The following is a 23,670-nucleotide window of genomic DNA, read 5'->3' on the forward strand; positions in this document are numbered from 1 at the left end:
CCGAGAGGTCGGCGGCCGGAAGATCACGCCGCCGCCGCATTCGTCGGTGATTCCCGGCGAGCACGACCGGTGTCACGTCCGCGCTCCTTCCGCCGGGACCCGGGCATCCAGCAGGTACCGCGCCAGCTCGGCGACGGTCGGCCGGTCGAAGACGACCGTGGCCGGCAAGTCCAGGCCCGACAGCTCCGTGAGGCGGGTGCGCAGCTCGATCACGGTGAGCGAATCGAACCCGAGTTCCGGGAACGGGCGGTCGTCGGCGATCACGGCGGCGTCCGGGTGGCCGAGGACCGCCGCGACCTCCGCGCGCACCAGGTCGCGCAGCTCCGGCTCGGCCGGGTTCGGCGGCCAGCTCGGCCGCGCCGGAGCCAGGCGGGCGGGCGCACCGCCGGTCGGTGGGGCCAGTGCCGCCGACGGGTCGAAGCGGACCGGGACCAGCACGGGGTCGGGCGAGCCGAGGGCCGCGTCGAACAGGGCCAGGCCCTGCTCGGCCGTCAACCCTTCGACGCCGGACGCCCGGATGCGCCGCCGGGCCGTGGCCGAGATGCGGTCGCCGAGGCCGGTGCCCAGCTCCCACAGCCCCCACGCCAGGGACAACGCCGGCCGCCCGGCCGCGTGGCGGCGGCAGGCCAGGGCGTCCAGGACCCGGTTCGCCGCCGCGTAGTTGGCCTGGCCCGCCTTGCCGAACACGCCGGCGACCGAGGAGAACAGGACGAACGCCGTCAGCGGCAGGTCGCGGGTCACCTCGTCGAGGACCAGGGCCGCGTCCGCCTTGGGCCGCAGCACGACGTCGAGGCGTTCCGGCGTCTGGGCCGCCAGCACCCCGTCGTCGACGACGGCCGCGCTGTGCACCACCGCCGTCAACGGCGGGTCGCAGCCGGCGACCAGGCCGGCCACGGTGGCCCGGTCCGCGACGTCGGCCGCGACGATCCGGACCTCCGCGCCGAGGTCCCGCAGGGACGCGAGCAGTTCCGGCGCGTCGGGCGCCGCCGGCCCGCGACGGCTCACCAGCAGGAGGTGCCGGACGTCGTGCGCGGCCACCAGGTGCCGGGCCAGCAGGGCACCGAGCGCGCCCGTCCCGCCGGTGATCAGCACCGTCCCGGCCGGGTCGATCGGCCGTGCCGGGGCCGGGGCGGCGCGGGTGATGCGCAGGGCGTGGGGCACGCCGTCGCGGAGGGCGATCTGCGGTTCCGCGCTGCCGCCGGCGAGGTCGGCCACCCGCGTCACCGGGAAGCCCGGCTCGAGGTCGACGAGGCCGATCCGGCCCGGGTGTTCCGCCGCGGCCGCGCAGCCCAGTCCCCAGGCCGCCGCGGCGGCCGGGTCGGGGTCGGGGCCGGTCGCGTTGCGGGTGACCAGCAGCAACCGGTCGCCGCTGCCCTGCCAGTCGTGGAGCACCGACAGGGCGTGTTCGGCCGCCGCGCGCACGTCACCCGGTGTCCCGGCGATTTCGACAGTCCGGACCGGTTCCGTCGCCGCCGCCGGCGGGATCGGAATCCACTGTGGACGGTAGAGCATCGTGTCGGGGGCCGCCATCGGCCGGGTCGTCAGTGATTCGATCCCGGCCGCGGGGTTCCCGGCTTCGTCGTACAGCGTGACGCGGACGGAGCCGGCGCCGAGGCGGACGCCGTGCACCCGGGCTCGCCGGACGCCCGGCGCGTAGACCTCGACACCGCTCCAGAGGAACGGCACCCGCTGCTCGGCCGCCGGTCCCTCGGCCAGCGCGGTCGCGTGCACGGCCGCGTCCAGCAGGACCGGGTGCAGCTCGAACCGGCCGCCGACGCCCGGCGGTACTTCGACGTCGGCGAAGAACTCCGCATCGCGCAGCCACAACCGTTGTACCGCTCGGAAAGCGGGCCCGTAGGCGTGCGCACGGTAGGCGTCGGCGACGTCGGCTTCCACGGCCCCGGCCGGTGGCCACTCCCCGCTCCGGACGGGCGGGAGCGGGCCGCGGGGGCGCAGCTTTCCGCCGGCGTGCTTCCGCCACTGCTTGGCGTCGCGGGCCCGGGCGTAGACGTCGATCCTCGGCTCGTCCACGACGACCTGGACGTGGACGTCTTCGGTGTCCAGGCGCAGCGGGGCTTCGATCGTGAGTTCCTCGACGCCCGCACCGCCGGCGTGCAGGGCCAGCTCGGCGAAGACCGTCCCGGGCACCAGCACGGATCCGCCGACGACGTGGTCGGCCAGCCACCGGTGGCGGCGGACGCCGAGCGAGCCGCCGTGCACGACCCGCGGCGAGTCGGGCGCCTCCAATGCCGGGCCGAGCACCGCGTGGTCACCGCTGTCCCGCTCCGGGGACGGCTGGTCCAGCCAGTACCGCGTGCGCTTGAACGGGTAGGTGGGCAACGGGGTGATCCGCGCGCCCGAGCCGGCGAACACCGCGGGCCAGTCCACGCGGACGCCCGCGGTGTGCACCGAGCCCGCCGCGGCCAGCACCCCGGTGCCCGACATCGTCGCCGGCGCCAGCGGCAGGACGTCCGCGGCCAGGCGGCCGAGCGCCGGCGCCGGGCCGATCTCGAGACCGACGGCCGGCCCGAGGGCCGCCGCCGTGGCGAGCGCGTCGGCGAACCGCACGGTCGAACGGGCGTGCCGGCGCCAGTGGCCCGGCTCGATTTCCTCGACCGGTTCCCCGGTCACGCACGAGACGAGCGGGAGGGCCGGACGGCGGTGCGGCAGCGCGGCGGCGACCTCGTGGAACTCCGCCAGCACCGGATCCAGCGACGGCGAATGGAAGGCGTGGCTGACGCGCAGCAGCGTCCCGCCACCGAAGCGATCGGCCAGCGCCGTCGTCGCGGCTCTTTCCCCGGAGAGCACCACCGAACGCGGGCCGTTGACGGCGGCGATGGCAACGGTGTCGCCCACGAAGGGCGCGACGTCCGCTTCGGTGGTCTCGATCGCGATCATCACCCCGTCGCCGGGCAGCGCGGCCATCAGCCGGCCGCGCGCCGCCACGAGCGTCGCCGCGTCCGCCAGCGACAGCACGCCGGCGACGTGCGCGGCGGTGATCTCCCCGATCGAATGGCCGAGCAGGACATCGGGGCGCAGGCCCCACGATTCGAACAAGCGGTACTGCGCGACGCCGAAGGCGAACAGTGCGGCTTGGGCGTGGTCCGTGCGGTCCAACGCTTCCCCGGTGAAGGCGGCCTCGCGCACGCCGCCGCCCAGGGCGTCGCACGCCTCGGCGAAGGCGCCGGCGAACACCGGGAACCGCTCGGCCAGTTCCCGGCCCATCCCGGCCCGCTGCGCGCCCTGCCCGCCGAACACGACGGCCAGCCGGGTTCCCGCCCGGACGGTCCGGCCCGGCACGCGCCCGTCGGCGACGGCACGCAGGGCCTCCCGGTTCGCCGCGGGCACCAGCACGCGGTGGGCAAGGGCCGTCCGCCGGGCGAGGGTGTAGGCGATGTCGACGGTGTCGGGCGCGTCGGCCAGACCGGCCGCGACGAGCCGGAGCGCGTCGGGGTCCGCGGCGCTGAGCAGCCACGGCGCCGCGGGGAACGGCCGGCGGGCCGGAGAATCCGCCGGCGGTGCCTCCTCGACGATCACGTGCGCGTTGGTGCCGCCGATGCCGAAGGCCGACACCCCCGCCCGGCGCACCCGGTCCGAACGCGGCCACGGCCGCGCCTCCGTCAGCAGCGCCACCCCGCCGGCCGACCAGTCGACGTGCGGGCTCGGCTCGTCCGCGTGTAGCGACGGCGGCAATTCCTCGTGCTGCAACGCCGTCACCATCTTGATCATCCCGGCGATCCCGGCCGCGGCCTGGGTGTGGCCGATGTTCGACTTCACCGAGCCGAGCCAGAGCGGAGCCCGGAGCGGCTCCCGGCGCGAGGTACGCCCGTAGGCCGCGATCAGCGCGTCCGCCTCGATCGGGTCGCCCAGCGGCGTCCCCGTCCCGTGCCCTTCGACGGCGTCGACGTCCGCCGCGGTCAGCCCCGCGTCCGCGAGCGCCGCCGCGATCAGCGCCTGCTGGGCCCGGCCGCTGGGCGCGGTCAGGCCGTTCGACGCGCCGTCGGCGTTCACCGCGGTGCCGCGCAGCACGGCCAGCACGGGATGCCCGTGCCGGCGGGCGTCGGACAGCCGTTCCAGCAGGACCACCCCGGCGCCCTCCGACCACGCCGTGCCGTCCGCTCCGGCCGCGTAGGACCGGCAGCGGCCGTCCGGGGAGAGGCCGCGCTGCCGGCTGAAGGCCAGGAACGTCCGCGGGGTGGCCATCACCGTGGCCCCGCCGGCGAGGGCGAGCGAACACTCCCCCTCGCGCAGCGCTTTCACGGCCAGGTGCAGCGCGACCAGCGAAGACGAGCAGGCGGTGTCGACGGTGAGCGTCGGCCCGGTGAGCCCGAAGGTGTAGGAGATCCGGCCCGAGGCCACCGCGTGCGAGGAGCCGATGCCCAGCCACGCCTCGAGTTCGTGGGCGGTGGTGAACCGGCTCGCGTAGTCCTCGTTCATCACGCCGACGAACACGCCGGTGTCGCTGCCGCGCAGCGCCGGGACGTCGAGGCCGGCCCGCTCGAACGCCTCCCACGACGTCTCCAGGAGCAGCCGGTGCTGCGGGTCGGTGGACAGGGCCTCCCGCGGGGAGATGCCGAACATCCCGGGGTCGAAGTCCGCGAACCCGTCGAGGAAGCCGCCGCGGCGGGTCACCGAATGGCCGATCCGGTCGGGGTCCGGGTCGTAGAGTTCGGCCACGTCCCAGCCGCGGTCGGCGGGGAACTCCCCCGTCGCGTCCACCCGGTCCGCCACCAGCCGCCACAGGTCCTCCGGCGAGCGCACCCCACCGGGGAACCGGCAGGCCATGGCCACGACGGCGATCGGCTCCGCGGACGGCGCCGGGGCCGTCCGCGCGGGCTCCTCCGGGCGGGCCGAGCCGAGCCGGGTCAGCTCGGCGATCACCGCGCCCGGCGTGGGGAAGTCGTAGATCAGCGAGTGCGGGACGGGCACGCCGGTCAGCGCGGTGATCCGGTGCCGGAACTGCACCCCCGCGAGGGAGGACAGCCCGAGGTCGGTGAACGGCCGGTCCCGCCAGCCGTCGCCGCCGTCATGGCCGCAGAGGGCCGTCAGCTCGGCCCGCACCACCGCGGCGAGATCCGGCTGCTTCAGCGCGTTCCGCTTCGGTTTGCCCGACGCGGTCCGCGGGATCGCATCGATTTCGAGGTAGGCCACGGGAACCTTGTGCAGCGACAGCCGGCTCAGGCAGAGGCTCCGCAGTTCCTCGGCGTCGAAGCCGCCGGGCCCGGCTACCACGAACGCCACCGGCACCTGCCCGACGACGTCGTCGGGGCGGCCGGTCACCAGGACCTCCCGCACCGACGGGGATTCCTCCAGCACCGCCTCGATCTCGGTCGGGTGGACGTTCTGGCCGCCGCAGACGATCACGTCGTCGACCCGGCCGGCCAGCACCAGCCGGCCGTCTTCGAACCGGCCGGCGTCGCCCGTGCGGTACCAGCCGTCCCGCAGCGGGGATCCGGTTCGCCCGTGGTAGCCCAGCAGCAGTCCCGGGCCGCGGACGAGCACCTCCCCCGCGTCGATCCGGACGTCCATGCCGGGTACCGGCACCAGTCCCGGTACCCCCGGTCGCTCCACCGCGACCTTGCCGCCCGTTTCGGTGCTCCCGTAGCCGTCGACGAGGGGCAGGCCGAACAGGTCCCGGACCGCGGCGCGGGTCGCCGGCGTGCACGGCGCTCCGCCGGTCAGGCACAGCCTCGGCGGGACGACCGGGCCGCCGGCCTCCTGGTGGAGCCGGTGGTAGGTGGCCGGCACCCCCGCGAGCACGCAGCCCGGGTGCTCGGCGAGCAACTCCGGCGAGCAGCCGTCGGCGAGGCGGGTGTGGGCGCCGAGCGCGATCGTGGCCGTGAAGGCGAGCGACAGGGCGTAGGCGTGGTGGAGCGGCAACGGCCACACCACGGTGTCCGCGGCTTCGATCCCGAAGACGGGGACGTAGCAGGCGGCGGTCGACCACAGCATCGCCCGCTGCGAAAGGAGAACGCCTTTCGGGCGGCCCGTGGTGCCGGAGGTGTAGAGCAGCCAAGCAGGCTCGTCCAGCCCGAGGTCGTCGCGCGGCGGCCCCGCGTTCGCCGGTGGCGGGTCTTCGACGAAGAGCACCCGCAGCCCCAGCCGTTCCGCCCGCGAGGCGTGCCGTGCCTCGGTGATCAGGAGCGTCGCCCCCGAGTCGTCGGCCAGGCGGGCGAGTTCGGTCTCGGTCGACCGCGCGCTCACCGGCACCCCGATCGCCGCCGCCCGCAGCACCGCCAGCAGGGCGACGACGAACTCGACCCGGCTGCCGACCTGGATCAGCACGCGATCGCCCCGGGAGACGCCGAGCCCCGCGGCGAGCCCGGCACTGGCGCGGGCCAGCTCGCCGTAGGCCAGCGTCCGCCGCCCGTCGGAGTAGGCGGGGCGGTCCGCGGGGTGCGCGGACAACGACGTCAGCAGCGGCTGGATGAACTCGGTCCGGATTTCCTCCACCGCTCCGGGTATACCGCAATCACCGCGGCTGCGTCGGCGGAACGGTGCCGGTCCGTTCGTCGCCGTAGCTCAGCCACGTCCCGATCGGCGCGCGCTGCCCGACGCCCGGACGGCGGTAGTCGCAGACGCCGTCGGGGAACGCCGTCCGCAGCCGCTGCCGCTCCGCCGCGGTGAAGGTGACCGGGTAGTCGCGGAAGTCGAGGGGCTTCAGCCGGCACTTCAGCACGTCCAGGGCCAGGCTCTCCCCCGCGACCATCCGGGTGTTGGCCGCGACCGGGTACTGCGCGCCGCACTGGCCGCTCGCCGGGTAGGTCAGCTTCTCGGTGATCCGCGACGCGGGTGAGAGGTAGCAGCCGTCGCCGAGGTCGGCCGGGCGGTTCGCCAGCACCTTCTGCTGGCGGCTGCGGTGTGAGCCGTCGGCGTCGATCGCGGTGAGCCAGCGGTCCATGGCGTCGAGTTCGTAGGCGCTGGCGGCGGCCGCTTCGGCCGGGGTGGGGTGGTTTTCGATGATGACCTGGTTGCCGGCGGTGCCGTTGGCGCGCAGAAGCCGTTGCCGCAGCACGTAAGACCACTCGGTGGTGTGGATGTCGTTGCCGAACCCGGCGAAGTCGAGGTCGGTTCGCTGGTCGATGATCGGCGTCTCCCGCAGGCCTTGCGACGCGGAGTTCAGGATGTCCTCGGCGTACACCGTGGCCAGGGCCTTCGGGTCGGCCGCGATCCGTTGCGGCACCGGTGTTCCGGTGTGGTCGAGGCCGCCGATGGCCGCGTTGAGGTCCACGAACTGGGCCGCGGTGATCGTGCCGGCCTTCAGCGCGTTCAGGCCGTACTGCACGCCGACGGTGTCCAGCGGGCTGCGCACGAACCCGGTCCGCGGATCCCGCCCGAGCTGGTTGACCAGCTGTTCATTGGAGTTGCACTTCACCCCATGCGGGTTGCTGACCGGATCCCACCGCACCGCAACCGGGATGGCCGCGTTGCAGCTGCCGGTCGCCGTGGCGCGGCTGGCGAACGTCTTGTCCCAGGAGACGCAGGTGTCGTAGCTGCCGAAGCCCGCGACGGCCTGCTTCTGCGCCGCGGTGAACGACGCGCCCGGCCCGGCGAAGTACCGCTCCAGCAGGCGGCAGTCCGACACCGGGCCGCCGGTGCTCAGCGGGTCCGGGAACGAGACGCCGGGGATGATCCCGTCGACGATCCCCGGGTAGTTCTCCGCGATGTCGTACTGCTGGATCGCCCCGCCCGAGCCGCCCCAGCCGATGGTGTGGGCGATCGGGCCGTAGGTCTCGGCGAAGTGCTCCTTGACCATCATCGCGGCCTCGGCCGAGATGATCGGGCTGCAGTTGTTGTCGAGCACGTTCAGGGTCGAGGACGCGACCGCGTAGCCCCGGGCCAGGAACAGGTCGTTGACCACCCCGCCGGTCGAGGTGCCCTGGTGGTAGCCAGCGTTGCAGCCGCCGCCGAAGGTGTAGACCAGCTTCCCGTTCCAGCCGGCCTCCGGCGCGACGGGCGACGGCGTGCCGTCGTACAGCGCCGCGATCTCGTAGACGGCGCGGTCGATCGTGCCCCGCTCGACGCGGACGACGTACGGCACCACGTGCCCGCCGACCGTGGCCGTCGCGAGGTCCGCGGGCCGGGCCGCCGGGTCCGCGAGCGGCGCGAACGTCCCGGCGGTGGTCCGGTACTGATAACTGACCTGGGTCGGCGCGCTGCAGAGCGGCTGCTGCGCCGCGGGGAGGCCGAACGCCTGCGTCTCGCAGTAGAACGGGAGCTGCTGCGCGCCGGAGAAGACGGGCCCGGTGCTCGGGTGGTTGGTGACGCGCAGGTTCGCCCGCCGGTCCCGCGTCCGGGCGCCGAGGTCGTTGCCGCCGTCGCGCAGGCCGGTGACCAGGCCGAGCAGGCTGCCGTCCGGCTGGGCGCGGAAACTCGAGGTGACGTCGTGGCCGTTGAGGCTGACGGTGACCCGCCTGTCCGCCGGAGCGACTTTGACCAGCACCTGTCCCCCGCTGACGAGAGCGGGCCGCGGATTCGACACGGTCTCGATCGTCAGCTGCCGCCCCGGCGGAGCGGCCACGGCGGTGGCGGCCCCCAGCAGGAGGACGGGCACGGTCAGGGCCGCGACCACGGCGGACGAACGCACAGCACGGTGTGCCACCAGACCCTCCGGTCGTTCGTGGCATCGCGTCGTCGCGACACCGGGCTACTGCCCGGTATAGCACCTGCGGCCCGGCCGGAACAACGGCCGGCAGGCGGTGCCCTCCGCGGAGGGCACCGCACCCTTTCCGCTAGCCCACCTGCTTCTGCATCTCCTCCTTCTCGAACCGGGACGGCCGGGCCCTGGCGATCCGGGCGATCACCGCGCCCCACTCGTCGCCGAGCGCGCCGCTCAGCCCGCCGAGGACCCCTCGGCAGGCGGCCTTCCAGTCGCCCGGTCCGACCTGGCCGAGTCCGAGCGCGGCCGCCACCTCGGCCTGCAGGTCCGCGTCGATCAGCCGGTAGCCGTAGTAGAAGTACAGCGGGATCAGCGACGGGTCCTCGGCGTTCAAGCTGACGACCGTCTTGCCGTTGTCGCCGGCGTAGGTCTCGGCCTTCGCCATCAGCGCGCTGACCGGGCTCTCGCCGCCCGGCCACTTCGCGTTTTCGGCTTTGGGCTTGGCGATGATGTGGTGGAGCACCAGCTTCCCCCAGAGCCCGACCTTCATCACCGCGAGGACCTCGTCGTCGTGCGAGGCGACGAAGTAGTGCTCCTTGGCCGACGTCGCCCCGCCCAGGCCGTCGGCCATCGATTTGATCTCCTTGACCACGTAGTCGCGATCGGTGTACTTCAGCTGCCGCTTCGGCTGCGCTTTGAGCACCTCCGGGGCGAGGTCGATCCAGCCCAGCAGCACCTTGACGACCGCCGCCCGGTCCCCGGCCTGTACTTCGGTGATCTGCATGCGTGCACGTTCCCTCCACGCCCGAAGGCGTCGTCAGCACGGATTCTCCGAACGAGCTCCGAGCAGGGAGTCGCGCCGGCGTTCCCGGCGTTACACGGGATTCGGCCGAAAGCGTTGCGGGGCAGGCTGTTTCAGCTCAACAGCCGAGTGCGCCACCCGGATGGCCGCACCGCGCGAGCAAGGTGAGCAACCGGGCCACCTCGTCCCCGACCGCGTCCCGGCCGGGGGCCAGGTACCGGCGAGGATCGGTGAGAGCGGAGTGCGACCCCAGTGTCGAGCGCACGGCTTCGGTGAGCACCTGGTTCAGCCGGGTTCCGATGTTGACCTTCACGATGCCGCTGGCCACCGCCCCGCGCAGGCCTTCGTCGGGCACGCCGGAGGAACCGTGCAGCACCAGCGGCACCGGGACCCGGTGCGCGAGGGCCGCGATCAGCGATTCGTCGAGCACCGCGCTGCGGTCGGCCATGGCGTGCGACGAGCCGACGGCCACGGCGAGGGAATCGACGCCGGTCGCCGCGACGAACTCGCGGGCTTCGTCCGGGTCCGTGCGCACGCCGGGGGCGTGGGCGCCGTCCTTGCCGCGGATCTCGCCGAGTTCCGCCTCGACGCGGCACCCCGCGGCGTGGCAGCGTTCGACGACCGCTTTCGTCCGGGCCACGTTTTCGGCGTAGGGCAACGCGGCGGCGTCGAACATGACCGACGTGATGCCCAGGTCGAGCCCCTCGCGGATGAGCTCCTCGTCCTCGATGTGGTCGAGGTGGACCAGGACGGGCACGGTCGCGGTCTCGGCCAGCCGCAGGCAGGCGAGCGCGAACGGCGCGAGCGAACCGTGGTAGCGGACGGCGTTCTGCGAGATCTGCAGGACCACCGGGAACCCGCTGCGCTCGGCACCGGCCACGACGGCTTCGGCGTGCTCGATCAGGATCGCGTTGAACGCCCCGATCGCCCGCCGCTGGGTACGCAGGTCGTCCAGCAGGGTGGTCCAGTTCATCGGATCCTCTCCACGTTCACCGCCGGGATCCAGCGGTTCCTGGCCGCGATGTCGATCTCGCCGGCGACCGGCCGCAGCACCGCGGCGGCCGAGGTGGCGACGACGTCCGCGAGCGCCACCGGCCAGTCCACTTCGGACACTCCGGTCAAGTGCCCGGCCAGCGCGGCGGCGCCCGCGTCCCCGGCGCCGGCCGGATTGCCGGTGACGACCTCGGCGGGCCGGGCCCGCCAGGCACCCTGGGCGGTCACCGCCATCGCGCCGTCGGCACCGCAGGTCGCCACCACCGCGGGGGCTCCCGCGGCCACAAGGTCCCGGCAGGCGCCGGGCCCGCCCAGTTCCCCGAGTTCGTCCTCGTTCGGCATGAGCACCGCGCCGCTTCCGGCGACCTCGCGGAGGGCGGCGCCGGAAACGTCGGCGATGACCGGCACGCCGTGCCGGGCGCACAGCCGGGCCAGCTTCGCGGGGACGGCGGCGCCCAGCCCCTCGGGAACGCTGCCGGAGATCACGACGGCTCCCGCCCCGGCCGCCAGCTCGGCGCCGAGCGCGTCGAGGATGCCGGTTTCCGCGGTCTCGTCGGCCGGGAAGCCGTTCTCCTGCAACATGGTCGTGCCGTCGGCGCGGGTCACCACCGCCACCGTCCGCCGCACGGCGGGCAGCGCCGGGACGAGCCGGTGCGCGAGTTCCAGCCGGTCCAGCCCGTCCCGGAACTCGTCCGGCGTCCGGGTGGTGGTCAGGGCCAGCACCACGCTCTCGCCGCCCAGCTCGCGGACCACGGCCGCGACGTTGACCCCCTTGCCGCCGGCGCGGGACCGGACGTCCGCCACCCGCACGGTCTCCCCCGGGCGCAGCACGTCCACCCGGTAGGTCACGTCGATGGCGGGGTTGAGGGTGATCGTCAGGATCCGAGCGGTCACGGCTCGGCGGTCACTTCCGCGCGGTACACCATCAGGGTCGAGCCGACCAGGGCCAGCACGATGCCCGCGAGCTGGAACCCGGTCGGGGTGGCGCCGAAGAACAGCAGCGAAAGGACGATCGTCAGCACGGGCGCGAGGGCGTTGGTCACCGGCGCCACGATCGACGCCTTGCCCCGGCTCATCGCCATCACCAGGAACAGCGCGCCCACCGCGTTGAGCAGCTGGGTGCCCGCGGTGAGCGCCGGTGCCTGCCACGGGAACCCCAGCGGGAGCCCGCCCATCATCAGCACGGCGACCGGGATCAGCAGCAGCCCGCTGATCGTCATCCACCCGAACGTCGACGCGTCGTCGACCCCGGCGAGCGCGGCCTTGCGCATGAAGAACGCCTGCACCCCCCACGCCACGCACACCCCGGCCGCCAGCACCAGGTAGAGCCACCCGCTGTCCCCGCCGTCCCCGGTGGAGACGGAGAACAGGACGACGGCGACGAGCGCGAGCAGCACCCCGGCCCACGACCACCCGCCGAGCCGTTCCCGCAGCGCGACGAAGGCCAGCAGCACGGTGACCGCGGGCGAGAGCGCGACGATCGGGAAGATCACGTAGGCCGGCCCGATCGTCAGGGCCTTGAACAGCACGAGCTGGCCGCCCGCACCGGTGAGCCCGATCAGCAGCCCGTAGCCGGCCGCGACCCGGCTCCGGCTGAACTTCTTGCCGCGCAACGAGAACCACGCGGGTACGAGCATGGTCAGCGCCCACACCACGTACACCATCGGGTCGGGGTAGGCGTAGAGCTTGGTGGGCAGGCTGGAAAAGGCGCCCCACACGCCCCAGAACAGCACCAGCAGGCCCGCGTACGGGATCCAGGTGCGGGTGGACACGGCGGTTCCGGTCATTTCGGCTCCTCAGCGAGGCAGGGACGCGGTGGAGTGGACCTGCTCGGCCCGCAACGGGTGCCCGTGCAGGCGCGCCGCGTAGAGCGCGGCACCGATGTGCGGTTCCAGCAGGGGCGCCCGCAGGTCGTACTCGAGGGACAGCGCATCGCGGAACGACGACAGCACGTGCGCCGACCCGAACACGCCGCCGGAGTACGACAGCGGAACGCTGTGCCCGGCCTCGAAGCCGAGGGCCGTCCGGCCGACGTCCACGAGCAGGGCGAGCTCGCGCCCGGCTTCCCGCAGCACCCCGGTCGCGACCGCGTCGCCGGCGTCCGCGGCCCGGACCACGACCTTGCTCAGGCTCGCGATCCGGCCCCGGTCGCCGTGCCACCGGTTGACGACGACGTCGATCGCGTCGAAGTCGGCGGCGAGGCCGAGCGCCTGGCGCAGCTCCGCCACGAGCGGGCCGGCGGGCAGCCGTCCGTCGACCATGCGGCTGAACGCGTTCAGGCCCTGGATCGCCACCCAGTAGCCGGAGCCTTCGTCGCCGAACAGCTCGCTCCAGCCACCACCGCGCCACTGCCTGCCGTCGTGCTCGCCGTAGGCGATGGAGCCGGTGCCGGCCACGACGTTGATGCCGTCGATCGCCCCCAGCGACCCGGCCCAGCCGCAGATCATGTCGTTGCCGCAGCGGTAGTTCGGCGTGCCGAGGATCCGGCCGGGGATGGCGTCGAGGACCGGCACGTCGGCGCTGATCTCGCCGTAGGCGGGCAGGCCGAAGAAGGCGTAGGAGATGTCCGGGACCGGAATGCCCGCGGCTGCACAGACCTCGCCGATCCCCTGGCGCAACAAGGGTTCCACGATCTGCAGGCCGTCGCTGAGGTAGTACACGCTCGCGGTCCTGGCCTCCGCGACCACCCGGCCGTCCGGGCTGACCAAGCAGAACGCCGTCTTCGTCCCGCCGCCGTCGACACCGAGGTACACGTCAGCTCACCTCCGAAGGAGTGAAATCGTGGATGACCACGCCCTGCACCACGCGGTTCACTTCACCGTCGGGGAACGGGTTGTCCGGGGTGACGCCCAGGGCGAGCGAGCAGGCGAGGGCCGTGGTCTGGGCCGCGATCACCGCGAGCAAGGCGTAGCCGGCCACGGGGAGGCCGGGTGGCGAGGGCACGGGCCAGACCCGGGCGCCCCCGGTTCCGGTGCCGTCACCCACCACGACGACCCGCTCCTCGCCGAGCGACAGCACCAGTTCGCGGGCGATGTCGACGTCGTACTGCCGGGTGTGCGGATCGGTGGAGAGGAAGACGACGGCGATGGTGCGCTCGTCGAGCACCGACTTCGGGCCGTGCCGGAAGCCCAGCGCGGAGTCGGCGATGCCGACCACTTCCCCCCGGGTCAGCTCCAGGCACTTGAGCGCGGCCTCGCGGGCCAGCCCGCGCAGCGGTCCGGAGCCCAGGAACACCAGCCGGGCCGGCTTGGCGCCGGCGATCGCCGACGCGTGGTCCGCGGCGTCGGCGAGCACGGCGGTCCCGGCGCGGGCCAGCGCCTCGACGTCGACGTCCACGCCGAAGGCGAGCAGGGCGGATAGGGCCATCCCGGTGAACGAGGACGTCATCGCGAACCCGCGGTCGTTGACCTCGTCCGGAAGGGACACCACGACGGCCCGGTCGGCACCGGCCCACCGCCGCGCCAGCTCGCCCGCCGGATCGCAGGTGATCACCAGGTGCGCCAGCTCGGGGGTCAGCCGGTCCAGCAGGTCCGCCGCCGCGACGGACTCGGGGCTGTTGCCGCTGCGCGCGAAGGACACCAGGAGGATCGGCCGCTCGTCGACCACGGCCAGGGGGTCGGCGACGATCTCGGTGGTCGCGATCGCCTCGACCGGCCGGCCGAGCCGGCGCGCGAGGTCGCGGGCCACGACCTCGCCGACGAACGCCGAAGTGCCCGCCCCGGTGAGCACGATCCGCCGGCCGGGCAAGGCGATCAGCCGCTCGATGTCCGGCCGGGCGCGCCGGACGGCGTCCGCCACCCGGAGCCAGGTGGCGGGCTGCTGCCCGATCTCCCGTGCGGTCCAGCTGTCGCCGGACGACCGCCCGTTGCTGTGCATAGGTGTTGCCTCCGATGTCCGAGGACGTCCTCCGGCAGAGTCATCCGCCGCCGCGCGAGCGGGCAAGGTCCGGTGGCCAAATGCGCATTCCGAGTGAGCGTTTCGGCGGCTGTCGTAGGCTCGCCCCATGTCCACGCGGAAGCGGCGCACCACCCGCGCCGAACGGCTCTCGGAGCTGCTGCGCGTGCTCGCGGACACCGGCTCGCTGCAGGTGGGCGAGCTCAGCGCCCGGTTCGGCGTCTCCTCCGCCACGCTGCGGCGTGATCTGGCCAAACTGGAGGAACAGCGGCTGCTGACCCGCACCCACGGCGGCGCCCGGCCCCGGGGACGCACGACCGAAGTGCCGCCGCCCTACCGGGAAAACCGGTCCCGGGACGCCAAACGCGCCATCGTGCAGGCGGCGATCCGCACGCTGCCGTCCGGGCCGCACGTCATCGCCCTGACCGGCGGCTCCACCACGAGCGAACTCGCCAGGGAACTGCCGGGCCGGGCGGACCTGACCGTCGTCACGAACGCGTTGAACATCGCGATGGACCTGGCCCTGCACCCCCGGCTGAAACTGGTCGTCGTCGGCGGCGTCGCCCGGCCCCAGTCCTACGAGCTGGTCGGGCCCTGGGCCGAGCACGTGCTGGCCTCGATCAGCGTCGGCACCGCGTTCGTCGGCGTGGACGGCATCGACGCCACGGCGGGCATCACCACCCACGACGAGAACGAGGCCCGGACCAACCGCGCCATGCTGGGCCGCGCGCAGCGGGTGATCGTCCTGGCCGACGGCAGCAAGCTCGGGCGCACCACCCTCGCCCGCATGGGTGACATCCGGGACGTGCACGAGGTGATCACCGACTCCTCCGCCGCGCCCGGCGCGGTCGCGGCGATCCGCCGGGCCGGTGTCCGGGTCACCGTGGTCGAGGCCGCCGCCGGCCGGTGAAACGCGCATCGCGAATGCGCGTTTCGTTGACCGCGGTGGCCGTCCTGCCTACCTTTCGCCGTCACCAGCCCCGACGATGACGGAGTTCCGGATGAAACGTTCCTTCCCCGTCCACGGCAAGCGATTCGCCTCGTTCACGGCCGCGGGCGCGCTGGCCGTCGGCACGCTCACCGCGGTCGCCGCACCGGCGTCGGCCGCGATCACGCTCCCCCCGCAGGCCGCCGGGTTCGACTACCAGATCGGCGGCGCCTACACCCCGCCGTCGGGGGTGCAGATCGTCAGCCGCGACGTCTCCGCGGCCCCGGCGAGCGGCAAGTACAACATCTGCTACCTCAACGCTTTCCAGGCACAGGAAGGCGCGGACGGCGACTGGCCGGGCGACCTGCTGCTGCGCGACGCGAACGGCAACAAGGTCGTCGATCCGGACTGGAAGGAGACGCTGCTCGACCTGCGCACGGCCGACAAGCGCTCGCGGGTCGCGGCCAAGGTCGGCAGCTGGATCGACACGTGCGCGTCGAAGGGCTACCAGGCGATCGAGCCGGACAACTACGACAGCTACTCGCGGTCGAAGAACCTGCTCACCACCACGCACGCGCAGGAGTACATCAAGCTGCTGGCGGCCCACGCCCACGGCAAGAACCTCGCCATCGCCCAGAAGAACACCCCCGAACTGGCCGGCAACCGGGTCGCCAACGGCCTCGACTTCGCCGTCACCGAGGAATGCGGCGAGTACGAGGAGTGCGCCGACTACGCGGGCCCGTTCAACAACCGGGTGGTCGACGTCGAGTACACCGCGTCGGGCATGAGCAAGGGCTGCCCGTCGTGGAAGAACAAGATCAGCATGGTCCGGCGTGACCTGTACGTGGTGCCCCAGGGGACGAGCGGGTACGTCCGCAAGACCTGCTGACCGCCCGCCTTGACACGTTCGATCGCGCTCGCTTTACTGCTGTCCACGTCGGGAGCACCGACGTCAGAGGTACGCCCAGCCGGTATGTCGGTTCCACCGCGAGCCCGGACCGAGTCGCCAGGACGCGAGAGTCCGAGGCGGGGTCGTGCCCACCATCATCGGGAGTCGGCGATGATGACTTTCTCCTTCCCCCGCAAGACGAGCTGATGGACCGCCGCGGATTCCTGCGCGGCGCCGGTGGTCTGGCCCTCGGCGCCGCGCTCACCGGTTGCGGCCCGGCGCGGGCCACCGGGGGCCCGGTCACGGTCGAGGTCTGGCACGGCCAGACCGACACCGGCAAGAAGGTCCTCGACGAGCTCGTCGCGGACTTCCACCGCACCCACCCCGGGATCCGGATCGACCTGGGCGGCGGGGTTCTCGCCGACGCGATGCTGCAGAAGATCACCGCGGCGCTCGCGTCGGGGTCGTTCCCGGACATCGCCTACGTCTTCGGTTCGGACCTCGCCAGCGTGGCGCGCAGCCCCAGCGTCGTCGACGTCACCGACCTCGTCGACGCGGGCCCCGGCTTCTGGGCACCGGCCCGGGAAGCGGTCACCGTCAACGGCCGCGTCCGCGCGGTCCCGGCGCTGCTCGACTCCCTGGCCGTGGTGTGCAACAAGGAGCTGTTCGCGGGCGCCGGCATCCCGCTGCCCGCCGCGGGCTGGACGTGGGCCGATTTCGTCGCCACGGCGAAGAAGCTCACCGACCCGGGCAACGGCACCTTCGGCACCGCGTGGCCGGCCACCGGTGACGAGGACACCGTGTGGCGGCTGTGGCCGATGGTGTGGGACCTCGGCGGCGACGTCATCGGCGCCGGCGGGCGCGGCATCGGGTTCGCCGGCCAGGGCGTCCGTGCCTTGGAGGTGGTCCGCGACCTCGCCGCGGCGAAGGCCGTCTACCTCGACCCGAAAACCGGCAGCGAGCAGATGTACCAGGCCTTCCAAGCCGGGCACATCGGCATGGTGCCGACCGGGCCGTGGCAGCTGCCCGACATCGCCGACGCCGGGGTCGACTACGCGGTCGTGCCGCTGCCGAGCTTCAGCGGCCGCCCGGTCACCATTTCCGGCCCGGACACCTGGACGCTGTTCGACAACGGCGAAGAACGCGTGGCGGCGGCCCGCACCTTCCTGTCCTGGCTGGCGGACCCGGCCCAGGACGTCCGCTGGGACGACGGCGCGGGCAGCCTCCCGCTGAGCCGCCGGACGCAGCAACTGCCCGCGTGGCAGGAGAAAACCGCCGGAACGCCGGGCCTGCCGGTGTTCGTCGACGCGCTGGAGAACGCCCGCGTCCGGCCGGTGCACCCGGCCTACCCGCAGGTGTCGGCGGCGCTCGGCACCGCGATCGTCGCCGTGCTGCTCGGCCGGGCGACGCCGGCCGACGCCATGCGCGACTGCGCCGCGGCCGCGAACGCCGCCCTGATCATTCCGCGATAGGGAGCCGCCATGCCCGGACTGCCGAGGCCCATCACCGTGAACCCACCGTCACGCGGACGGCGTCGCGAAACCGCGGCCGCGTGGGCCTACATCTCCCCCGCCGTGCTCATCATCCTCGGCCTCGGCGTGGTGCCGGTGGCCTGGTCGCTCGTAATGTCCTTCCAGGCCGACGACCTGGTGACCCCGAGCCGCTGGGTGGGCCTGGACAACTACGCCGCGCTCGCCCAGGACCCGCACTTCGCCCAGGCCGTGGGGAACACCGTGCTGTACACGGTGTTCTACGTCCCGCTCAGCATCCTGTTCGGGTTCCTGCTGGCCCAGGCGCTCAACCGGCGCATCCGCCTGGTCGGCGTGTACCGGACGCTCGTGTTCGTGCCCTTCGTGCTGTCGGCGACGGCCCAGGGCGTGCTGTTCTCCTTCATCCTCGACCCGCAGTTCGGCGCGGCCAACTCGCTGCTGCACCACCTCGGCGTGTCGCCGCAGGGTTTCCTGACCGACCCGGCGCAGGCGCTGCTGGTGCTGGTCGGCATCACCCTGTGGAGCGGCACCGGCTTCTGCGTCGTGGTGTACCTCGCCGCGCTGCAGGACGTCCCGCCGTCGCTGGTCGAGGCCGCTCGGCTGGACGGCGCCGGGACATGGCGGGTGCTGCGGCACGTGACGCTGCCCGCGGTCACCCCGGTGACGGCGTTCCTCGTGCTGTGGCAGCTGATCACGTCGCTGCAGGTGTTCGACCTGGTGTACGTGACGACCAAGGGCGGCCCGCTCGGCTCGACCACGGTCATCGTCTACTTCGTCTGGGAGCAGGCGTTCAAGAACTTCACCGCCGGCTACGGCGCGGCGTCGGCCTACGTGCTCGCGCTGGCGCTGCTGGTCGTCGTGGCCGTCCTGCGGGTGCTGCGCCGGCCGGGGAAGGCCCTGCGATGACCACACAGCCCGCCCGGCTCGACGCACCCGCGACCCGCGCCGCGCTGCCCGTGCTGCGCCGGCCCCGGCTGCCGTTCAGCCCCTGGCACCTGCTGCTCGTGCCGCTGGCCCTGGTGTTCGCGGCGCCGCTGGGGTGGCTGCTGCTCAGCTCGGTGATGAGCAACGCCGAGATCAACCGGTTCCCGCCCGCGCTGTGGCCGTCCCATGTGGACTTCTCGGGGTACCGCTACGTCCTCGACAACGCGTTGTTCGTGCGCTGGTTCACGAACTCGCTGATCGTCTCGGCGGTCACCGTGGTGTCGAACCTGCTGTTCGGCACGCTCGGCGGGTACGCGTTCGCGCGGATGCGGTTCACCGGGTCGCGGGCGTTGCTCGCGCTGATGGTCGCGACGATGGCGATCCCGTTCCAGCTCACCATGATCCCGACGTTCCTGGTGATGAAGAAGCTCGGCCTGATCGACACCCTCGGCGCGCTCATCGTGCCGTCGCTGGTGACGCCGTTCGCGGTGTTCCTGCTGCGCCAGTTCTTCCTGTCGCTGCCCCGCGAGCTCGAAGAGGCGGCGTGGATCGACGGCTGCTCGCGGTTGCGCGTGCTGTTCACCATCGTCGTTCCGCTGTCCCGGCCCGCGTTGAGCACGGTGGCCGTGCTGACGTTCTTGAGCACCTGGAACGACCTGACCTGGCCGCTGATCGCGGTCAACCACGACACGACGTACACGCTGCAGCTGGGGCTCACCACGTTCCAGGGCCAGCACCACACGAACTGGGCCGCGGTGATGGCGGGCAACGTCATCACCGTGCTGCCGGTGCTGCTGGCCTTCCTCGGCGCGCAGAAGACGTTCATCCAGTCCGTCACCTCCAGCGGGCTCAAGGGCTGACCTCCCTCCCAACCTGATCGGAATCCGATGACCCCCAAGATCACCTTCGTCGGCGCGGGCAGCGTCGTGTTCACCCAGGGCCTGCTCGCCGACTTGTTCACCTACCCGGAGCTGGACGGCGTGCACGTCGCCCTGCACGACATCGACCCGGACCGGCTGGCGACCGCGCTGGCCGCGGCCCAGCGGATCGCCGCCGTGCGGGGTGTCAAGCCGGTGCTCACCGCGCACGCCGACCGCCGGGAAGCCCTTTCGGGCGCGGACTTCGTGGTGAACATGGTCCAGATCGGGATGGGCGCGGCGACGCGCACCGACTTCGAGGTGCCGGAGGAGTTCGGTCTGCACCAGACCATCGGCGACACCCTGGGCATCGGCGGGATCTTCCGCGCGCTGCGGACGTTCCCGTTCCTTCGGGCGCTCGGGGCGGACATCGCCGACGTCTGCCCGGAGGCGTGGCTGCTGAACTACACGAACCCGATGGCGATGAACGTCCAGTACCTGAGCGAGGCCACCGGGCTGACGCGGGTCGTCGGGCTGTGCCACTCGGTGTACTGGACGGTGCACGGGCTCGCCAGGCTGGTCGGGGTGCCGTTCGAGGAGGTCACCTACGTCGCGGCCGGCGTCAACCACCAGGCGTGGGTGCTGCGGTTCGAGCACGCGGGCGCTTCCCTCTACCCGCGGCTGCGCGAGCTGGCCGAGTCCGACGAGCAGCTGCGGCGGCGCGTCCGGTTCGACATGCTGCGGCGGCTGGGCTACTACCCGACGGAGACGAGCGAGCACTCGGCCGAGTACGTGCCCTGGTACCTCAAGCACGACAGCGAGATCTCCCGCTTGCGGTTGCCGATCGGCGCGTACCTGGACATCGTCGCGGAGAACGAGGCCGAGTACGAGCGAACCCGCCGGGCGATCGCGGCCGACGAGCCGCTGCCGGTGGAAGGCACGGGCGAGTACGCACCGCAGATCATCCACAGTGTCCTGACGGGAACGCCGAGGACGGTCTACGGCAACGTGGTCAACCGGGGCTTGATCGAAAACCTGCCATCGGGCGGCGTGGTCGAGGTCCCGTGCCTGGTCGACGGCACGGGCCTCCGCCCGACCCGCATCGGCGAGCTGCCCCCGCAGCTGGCCGCGCTGAACCGGACGTACCTGAGTGTGAACGAACTGGTGGTGCGAGCGGCGGTCGAGGACAACCCCCACCACATCCGCCACGCGGCGATGGTCGACCCGGCCACGGCGGCGGCGCTGCCGGTGGAACAGATCTTCTCGCTGTGCGACGCGATGGTCCACGCCCACGGCGACCGGCTTCAGCCTGCGCTGCGGGCGGTGCTCGGGAGGTGAGTCACCCGAGCTGAGCGGCTCGGGTCGGGAGGTGGCGCCGCTCGGGTTCGCTAGTGGTGCGCCGGGCCGCCTCGCGGTAGCCAGCGCAGGCCACGGCGCGCCAGCGCGGTTTCGCTCCCGCCGCGTTGCCTGGTCCGGGCCGCGAAACGGCACCGCGTCGGCTTGGCCACCGGCGACCCGCGGGTCACCAAATCCTGGCAAGCCGGCCGCGGCCCGTCACCCGAGCCGGGCGGCGCGGGTCAGGAGGTGGCGCCGCTCGGGTTCGCTCGTCGTGCGGCGGGCCGCCTCGCGGTAGCCCGCGCGGGCCGCGGCGTGGTCGCCCGCCAGCTCCTGCAAATGAGCCCTCACCGACACCAGGTGGTGCGATGCCGAGAGGCGGTCGTCGGCCGAAAGCCCCTCGAGCAGGGCCAAGCCCGCCGCCGGGCCGTGGACCTCGGCCACCGCCACCGCGCGGTTGAGCGTCACCGCCGGGTTGGGCGCCACTCGCTCCAGGAGCGTGTACAACGCCAAAATCTGGGGCCAGTCCGTGGCTTCCGCCGTCGAGGCCTCGTCATGGAGCGCGGCGATCGCCGCCTGCAGCTGGTATGGGCCGACCGGGCCGCTCGCCAGGGCGCCGGTCACCAGCGCCACGCCCTCGGCGATCGCTTCGGCGTTCCACCGCGTCCGGTCCTGCTCGCCGAGCGGTACGAGGGATCCGTCCGGGGCCGTGCGGGCCGGGCGGCGGGCGTCGGTCAGCAACAGCAACGCCAGCAGCCCGGCCACCTCGCCGTCGCCGGGGACCAGCCGGTGCAGCTCGCGGGCCAGCCGGATCGCCTCGGCCGCCAGCTCCGCCCGCACCAGGCGCGTCCCCGACGTCGCCGTGTAGCCCTCGTTGAACACGAGGTAGACCACGTGCAACACGGCGCCGAGGCGCGCCGCCTGCTCGGCCGGAGGCGGCAGCGCGAAGCCGGCCCCCTTGAGGCGGTGCTTGGCCCGGCTGATGCGCTGGGCCATGGTCGCCTCGGGCACGAGGAACGCCCGGGCGATCTCCGCCGTCGACAAGCCGCCGACCGCCCGCAGCGTCAACGCGATCTGCGACGACGGCGTCAGCGCCGGGTGGCAGCACAGGAACAGCAGCGTGAGCGTGTCGTCGCCGGCTTCGACCTCGCCACCGGCGGGCGGAGTGCGGAGGGCGTCCGCCTCCTCCCGCCGGCGGCGCGCGGCGTCGCTGCGCACCTGATCGGCGAGGCGGCGCGAAGCCACCGTCACCAGCCACGCCCGCGGGTTCTCCGGCCACCCCTCCACCGGCCACTGGGCCGCGGCCGCCACCAGCGCTTCCTGGACGGCGTCCTCGCACGCGTCGAACTGCCCGTAGCGGCGCACCAGCACGCCGAGCACCTCCGGAACCAGCGGCCGGACGGCCTGCCAGCCGGTCACGGCGCGACTTCGGCCTCGTGCATCAGCGGCCGGACCTCGACACCCCAGTAGCGCGCGGACGGGGCCCGCGCCGCGATCTCCAGCGCCCGGTCCATGCTGTCGCAGTCGACGATCATGAAGCTGCCCAGGAACTCCTTCGCTTCGGCGTAGGGGCCGTCGGTCACCACCGGTGTCCCGTCGGTGACCCGGACCATCTTGGTGTTCACCTCGTCGGCGACGCCGTAGGCCCCGACCAGCTCGCCCGACTCGAACAGCTCCCGGTTGAGGGCGTCGGTCTCGCGGATGACCTCGGCGAGGGTTTCCGCACCCACCGAGTTGAAGGCTTCCTCGTTGCCGTAGATCAGCAGCATGTACTTCACCGTTCGCTCCTCTCACTGGCCCGTCTCGGCGGATCCGACCAGGTCACCACTGGCGCCGCGGTCGTCCAGCATCAGCTTCGACCGTCCGGTGACGGTATAGCGGAGGTGGGTCACCCCGGGCGTGTCGACGACCCGGGCCGGGACCAGCTCGATGCCGTCGTCCGCGCCGAGGCCGAGCTCGGGGCCGAACAGGCGCTGGCCCTCCCCCAGCAGCACCGGCGCGATGTGCAGCTCGAGCTCGTCGAGCAGCCCGGCGGCCAGCACCTGGCGCAGGAGCTCACCGCCGCCGGCCACCGCCACGTCCTTGTCCCCGGCGGCGGCCCGGGCCAGCTCGACGGCTCGCTCGACGCCTTCGGTGACGAACGTGAAGGACGTGCCGCCCTGGCGTTCGAGCACCGCCCGGGGCCGGTGGGTGACGACGAACACCGGGGCGCGGAACGGCGGTTCGTCGCCCCACGGGACCTCGCCGGCGTCGAACATCCGCCGGCCCATGACGTACGCCCCGGCCGCGGCGAAAGTCTCGGCGACGATCTCCGAGTCGACCGATTGCTCGCCGCCGGCGAAGCCCTGCCGCTCGCGCCAGGCCATGGCGTCGACGGCCCAGCGGGTCACCCGGAAGAACCCGGGCGCTTCGGGGCCCCGCAGCCAGCCGCTCATGTCCTGGTCAGGCCGGGTGTCCCGCGGCCCGGTGTAGAAGCCGTCGAGGGAAACCGACATCTGGGCGGTCACCTTCGTCATGTTCACGCTCCGTGGTTGGGGGCAGCCTCTCCCGGCCGCCGCTGCCCCTCAGTCGGAGCCGGCCGCGCGTTCTCGACACGCGCCGCCGCCGGCTCCTAGGCGAACCGCTCCCACGCCGACTGGCGGGTCATCCCCAGGGCCTCGCCGATCTGGGACCACGTGCCGCCCAGGTCGCGGGCCTTGCCCACCCAGGCCGCCAGGTTCTGCTGGACCTGGGTGCTCGCCGCCGACACCGGGGCCAGGTTGGACAGCACCTGCTCCAGCGGCAGGTCGTGCTCCCACGGCGCGATCATCGGTGCGTCCGCCGGCTTGCCCTCGATCACCGACACGCACAGGCCGACGCAGCCGTCGCAGATGAACACGCCCGGGCCACCGACCAGGACTTCGACCTCCGTGTTCGGCTTGGCACAGAAGGAACAACGCGCGATCACCATCGACGACCT

General features: G+C 73.2%; 18 protein-coding genes. 6 read left to right on the forward strand and 12 right to left on the reverse strand.

Annotated elements, in window-relative coordinates; translation table 11 throughout:
• Window positions 1-72: 72 nt before the first annotated feature.
• The 8 genes from H5965_RS27270 to H5965_RS27305 form a co-directional block, all read right to left on the reverse strand.
• Entirely contained in the window at window positions 73-6,453 is a 6,381-nt protein-coding gene (locus H5965_RS27270) for a type I polyketide synthase (protein WP_310973087.1), read from the reverse strand.
• 19 nt (window positions 6,454-6,472) lie between these two features.
• Window positions 6,473-8,602, reverse strand: coding sequence for a DUF6351 family protein (locus tag H5965_RS27275; protein ID WP_310973088.1), 2,130 nt, complete (start codon window positions 8,600-8,602; stop codon window positions 6,473-6,475).
• 130 nt (window positions 8,603-8,732) lie between these two features.
• The gene (locus H5965_RS27280; protein ID WP_310973089.1) at window positions 8,733-9,383 is read right to left on the reverse strand and encodes a hypothetical protein; all 651 of its coding nucleotides are present in this window, start codon (window positions 9,381-9,383) and stop codon (window positions 8,733-8,735) included.
• A gap of 136 nt (window positions 9,384-9,519) precedes the next feature.
• Entirely contained in the window at window positions 9,520-10,374 is an 855-nt protein-coding gene (locus H5965_RS27285) for a class II fructose-bisphosphate aldolase (protein ID WP_310973090.1), read from the reverse strand.
• Window positions 10,371-11,288, reverse strand: a complete 918-nt coding sequence (locus H5965_RS27290) for a PfkB family carbohydrate kinase (protein WP_310973091.1) — start codon at window positions 11,286-11,288, stop codon at window positions 10,371-10,373. Before H5965_RS27290 ends, H5965_RS27285 begins: the two co-directional genes overlap by 4 nt.
• The gene (locus tag H5965_RS27295; protein WP_310973092.1) at window positions 11,285-12,181 is read right to left on the reverse strand and encodes a DMT family transporter; all 897 of its coding nucleotides are present in this window, start codon (window positions 12,179-12,181) and stop codon (window positions 11,285-11,287) included. The genes H5965_RS27290 and H5965_RS27295 overlap by 4 nt, the downstream gene beginning before the upstream one ends.
• Window positions 12,182-12,190: 9 nt before the next feature.
• Window positions 12,191-13,147 (reverse strand): BadF/BadG/BcrA/BcrD ATPase family protein, encoded by a 957-nt coding sequence (locus H5965_RS27300; protein WP_310973093.1) that lies wholly within the window; start codon window positions 13,145-13,147, stop codon window positions 12,191-12,193.
• A 1-nt stretch (window position 13,148) separates the two neighbouring features.
• A complete protein-coding gene (locus H5965_RS27305) occupies window positions 13,149-14,270 on the reverse strand; it encodes an SIS domain-containing protein (protein WP_310973094.1) in 1,122 nt (373 codons plus the stop codon).
• Window positions 14,271-14,397: 127 nt separating this feature from the next.
• Between H5965_RS27305 and H5965_RS27310 the strand changes: the two genes are divergently transcribed.
• From H5965_RS27310 to H5965_RS27335, 6 genes are all read left to right on the forward strand, one after another.
• Complete coding sequence (locus tag H5965_RS27310) at window positions 14,398-15,198, forward strand: DeoR/GlpR family DNA-binding transcription regulator (RefSeq protein ID WP_310973095.1); 801 nt, start codon at window positions 14,398-14,400, stop codon at window positions 15,196-15,198.
• Between the two features lie 91 nt (window positions 15,199-15,289).
• Window positions 15,290-16,105 carry an endo alpha-1,4 polygalactosaminidase gene (locus H5965_RS27315; RefSeq protein ID WP_310973096.1) on the forward strand — a complete coding sequence of 272 codons (816 nt, stop codon included), beginning with the start codon at window positions 15,290-15,292 and terminating at the stop codon, window positions 16,103-16,105.
• Between the two features lie 206 nt (window positions 16,106-16,311).
• Window positions 16,312-17,577 (forward strand): ABC transporter substrate-binding protein, encoded by a 1,266-nt coding sequence (locus H5965_RS27320; RefSeq protein ID WP_310973097.1) that lies wholly within the window; start codon window positions 16,312-16,314, stop codon window positions 17,575-17,577.
• 9 nt (window positions 17,578-17,586) lie between these two features.
• Entirely contained in the window at window positions 17,587-18,501 is a 915-nt protein-coding gene (locus H5965_RS27325) for a sugar ABC transporter permease (protein WP_310973098.1), read from the forward strand.
• Window positions 18,498-19,379 carry a carbohydrate ABC transporter permease gene (locus H5965_RS27330; protein WP_310973099.1) on the forward strand — a complete coding sequence of 294 codons (882 nt, stop codon included), beginning with the start codon at window positions 18,498-18,500 and terminating at the stop codon, window positions 19,377-19,379. The genes H5965_RS27325 and H5965_RS27330 overlap by 4 nt, the downstream gene beginning before the upstream one ends.
• A gap of 27 nt (window positions 19,380-19,406) precedes the next feature.
• Entirely contained in the window at window positions 19,407-20,714 is a 1,308-nt protein-coding gene (locus H5965_RS27335) for an alpha-glucosidase/alpha-galactosidase (protein WP_310973100.1), read from the forward strand.
• A gap of 216 nt (window positions 20,715-20,930) precedes the next feature.
• On the opposite strand, the gene H5965_RS27340 is transcribed toward H5965_RS27335, so the two are convergent.
• The 4 genes from H5965_RS27340 to H5965_RS27355 all read right to left on the reverse strand — a co-directional run bounded on the left by H5965_RS27340 (window position 20,931) and on the right by H5965_RS27355 (window position 23,658).
• Window positions 20,931-22,130, reverse strand: coding sequence for a DUF6596 domain-containing protein (locus tag H5965_RS27340; RefSeq protein ID WP_310973101.1), 1,200 nt, complete (start codon window positions 22,128-22,130; stop codon window positions 20,931-20,933).
• The gene (locus H5965_RS27345) at window positions 22,127-22,480 is read right to left on the reverse strand and encodes a YciI family protein (protein ID WP_310973238.1); all 354 of its coding nucleotides are present in this window, start codon (window positions 22,478-22,480) and stop codon (window positions 22,127-22,129) included. Before H5965_RS27345 ends, H5965_RS27340 begins: the two co-directional genes overlap by 4 nt.
• A 21-nt stretch (window positions 22,481-22,501) precedes the next feature.
• On the reverse strand, window positions 22,502-23,227 hold the full coding sequence (locus H5965_RS27350) for a dihydrofolate reductase family protein (protein ID WP_310973102.1): 726 nt from the start codon (window positions 23,225-23,227) through the stop codon (window positions 22,502-22,504).
• Window positions 23,228-23,322: 95 nt separating this feature from the next.
• On the reverse strand, window positions 23,323-23,658 hold the full coding sequence (locus tag H5965_RS27355; RefSeq protein WP_310973240.1) for a ClpX C4-type zinc finger protein: 336 nt from the start codon (window positions 23,656-23,658) through the stop codon (window positions 23,323-23,325).
• Between the last annotated feature and the right edge of the window lie 12 nt (window positions 23,659-23,670).

The sequence above is a fragment of the Amycolatopsis sp. 505 genome (genome assembly GCF_031625235.1).
GTDB lineage: Bacteria > Actinomycetota > Actinomycetes > Mycobacteriales > Pseudonocardiaceae > Amycolatopsis.

Coding starts and splice junctions, on each gene's coding strand:
- H5965_RS27280 (WP_310973089.1), bottom strand. CDS start 9,383: ATGCAGATCACCGAAGTACAGGCCGGGGACCGGGCGGCGGTCGTCAAG.
- H5965_RS27285 (WP_310973090.1), bottom strand. CDS start 10,374: ATGAACTGGACCACCCTGCTGGACGACCTGCGTACCCAGCGGCGGGCG.
- H5965_RS27295 (WP_310973092.1), bottom strand. CDS start 12,181: ATGACCGGAACCGCCGTGTCCACCCGCACCTGGATCCCGTACGCGGGC.
- H5965_RS27305 (WP_310973094.1), bottom strand. CDS start 14,270: ATGCACAGCAACGGGCGGTCGTCCGGCGACAGCTGGACCGCACGGGAG.
- H5965_RS27310 (WP_310973095.1), top strand. CDS start 14,398: ATGTCCACGCGGAAGCGGCGCACCACCCGCGCCGAACGGCTCTCGGAG.
- H5965_RS27315 (WP_310973096.1), top strand. CDS start 15,290: ATGAAACGTTCCTTCCCCGTCCACGGCAAGCGATTCGCCTCGTTCACG.
- H5965_RS27320 (WP_310973097.1), top strand. CDS start 16,312: ATGGACCGCCGCGGATTCCTGCGCGGCGCCGGTGGTCTGGCCCTCGGC.
- H5965_RS27325 (WP_310973098.1), top strand. CDS start 17,587: ATGCCCGGACTGCCGAGGCCCATCACCGTGAACCCACCGTCACGCGGA.
- H5965_RS27330 (WP_310973099.1), top strand. CDS start 18,498: ATGACCACACAGCCCGCCCGGCTCGACGCACCCGCGACCCGCGCCGCG.
- H5965_RS27335 (WP_310973100.1), top strand. CDS start 19,407: ATGACCCCCAAGATCACCTTCGTCGGCGCGGGCAGCGTCGTGTTCACC.
- H5965_RS27345 (WP_310973238.1), bottom strand. CDS start 22,480: ATGCTGCTGATCTACGGCAACGAGGAAGCCTTCAACTCGGTGGGTGCG.
- H5965_RS27350 (WP_310973102.1), bottom strand. CDS start 23,227: ATGACGAAGGTGACCGCCCAGATGTCGGTTTCCCTCGACGGCTTCTAC.